The following is a 1,582-nucleotide window of genomic DNA, read 5'->3' as shown; positions in this document are numbered from 1 at the left end:
GGCTATCTATTTCCCGACAGCCCCTTCTTGTGGTGCTTAAAATTAAATAACTAAAGTTCAGGTACTTATAGTGCTCTTGATAATTGTTCTTTAAAGAAACTACCTACCTGAACTGTAACACTAAATGCAACTTAAATATTTTCATTTTTTAAGTTGCACTAACATTTACACTTCAGCGTATCTTTTTAAATATTCTTCATTGTGATGGGCAAAATATTCCATCTCAACCCAATCGTCTACATTTGCCAAGGTTGCAAATAGCACTATCACTATAATATCTTTTAATTTATGCTTTATTTTTCTCTCTTGCCTTACATCTTCGATGTATTCAATCCATTCTAATAATCCGTTCATCATAAAATCCCCTTTTTCTTAAATATACCATAAAAAAGGTGATTTTTCATAGTTTATTCAATTTATTCATTCATTGTTTACTCATGCGTTTGTCCTGCTTAAAGTCGCTAAAAGTAGCTACAAAAGCAGTAAATAAGGCAAGATATATAGTACTCAAATTGTGTAGCAGTTGCCCCTATAAGAAAGAGTTTTACGAAACAATTTCAAACATCAGGAAATTATCACTGCATTTGGAATAGCGAATAGAGATAACTTATGAGCCTTGGAAATCAAATATAAAACAGTGATTTTTAGTGCATAGGGACAGTACGCCCTTTTTTAGAGCAATTTCCTTATTTACAAATAAGATATTTTTATACACACATTATTTTGCGTAGTATCTAAGCAAAATCTACTATGTTGAATAATTCAGGCTCTTTTAGCCTTTATCTTAATAATCTGTATTTCTTTAACAGCTCATGTCTATAGACCTTATCTGTATTAGCCTTTATTATGGTTTCTAAATTACCTTCCTTAGCCAATATTGTATTCAGCTCACTTACCATATCGGCTCCCCTTTCTATACCCTCTGCTCTTCCTTCCATTCTACCCTCTGCTCTTCCTTCCGTTCTACCCTGTTTAAGTCCCTTTTCAATCCCCTGCTCTTCCGCTATTTCAAAAAATCCTTTCATATTGTTTATCTTCCTTTCATGTACCGTCTTTATTATCTTTTCAACATTTTTAAAACCTGTCATTGCAGACATCAGCATCAAAATCTCATCTATATGCTTTACTTTACTTTCATCACCTATATACTTTTTATTTTTTCTCATCTGATACAAATAGTCCGCCAACATATGAAAGTCACTCTTAAATAAGTCTATCTTTTCCCTATCCAAAAATGCTATTTCAAATACATTTATCTTATAATCACTTACATACGGTTTTAGATTATCATCTACTTCAAGCAAATCCAATAATGAATTTGAGTATTTCCAATTTCTGTCATATCCCATATATAACACCAATGTAATTACAGGATATTTCTTTTTATGTCTGTTTTCTTTCAATACCTGCTTTTTATACTCCGCTCCATCATATCCTATAACCCTAAGCGGCATCAGCTTTTCCGGTGTAGTCTGGTTTTCAAGGCCAAACAATGCTATATTGATTTGGCTGTTCTTCCAATACTTTGCAACATCTCTATCCTGTGAGTAAATATCACTGTCTATCTTTAATGCACTGTCGG

The 1,582-nt window shown here is 32.6% G+C and carries 2 protein-coding genes and 1 pseudogene; 1 reads left to right on the top strand and 2 read right to left on the bottom strand.

The window, feature by feature from the left end; translation table 11 throughout:
* Positions 1–165: 165 nt before the first annotated feature.
* Positions 166–357 carry a transposase family protein gene (locus tag HMPREF0381_RS03835; RefSeq protein ID WP_008750565.1) on the bottom strand — a complete coding sequence of 64 codons (192 nt, stop codon included), beginning with the start codon at positions 355–357 and terminating at the stop codon, positions 166–168.
* Positions 358–452: 95 nt separating this feature from the next.
* Here HMPREF0381_RS03835 and HMPREF0381_RS14795 point away from each other — a divergent pair.
* Positions 453–593, top strand: a pseudogene (locus tag HMPREF0381_RS14795) (IS1380 family transposase); the annotation flags it as partial.
* Between the two features lie 186 nt (positions 594–779).
* On the opposite strand, the gene HMPREF0381_RS03830 reads toward HMPREF0381_RS14795, so the two are convergent.
* Positions 780–1,582 (bottom strand): Rpn family recombination-promoting nuclease/putative transposase (locus tag HMPREF0381_RS03830; protein ID WP_008750563.1); only part of this gene is annotated, 803 nt, incomplete at its 5' end.

The sequence above is a fragment of the Lachnoanaerobaculum saburreum DSM 3986 genome, assembly GCF_000185385.1.
GTDB lineage: Bacteria > Bacillota > Clostridia > Lachnospirales > Lachnospiraceae > Lachnoanaerobaculum > Lachnoanaerobaculum saburreum.
Note: the sequence above shows the minus strand (reverse complement) of the source record. Positions and strands in the feature narration are given on the sequence as shown.

Bases quoted from the DNA above. Each gene is read 5' to 3' on its own strand.
- HMPREF0381_RS03835 (WP_008750565.1), bottom strand. From the start codon at position 357: ATGATGAACGGATTATTAGAATGGATTGAATACATCGAAGATGTAAGG.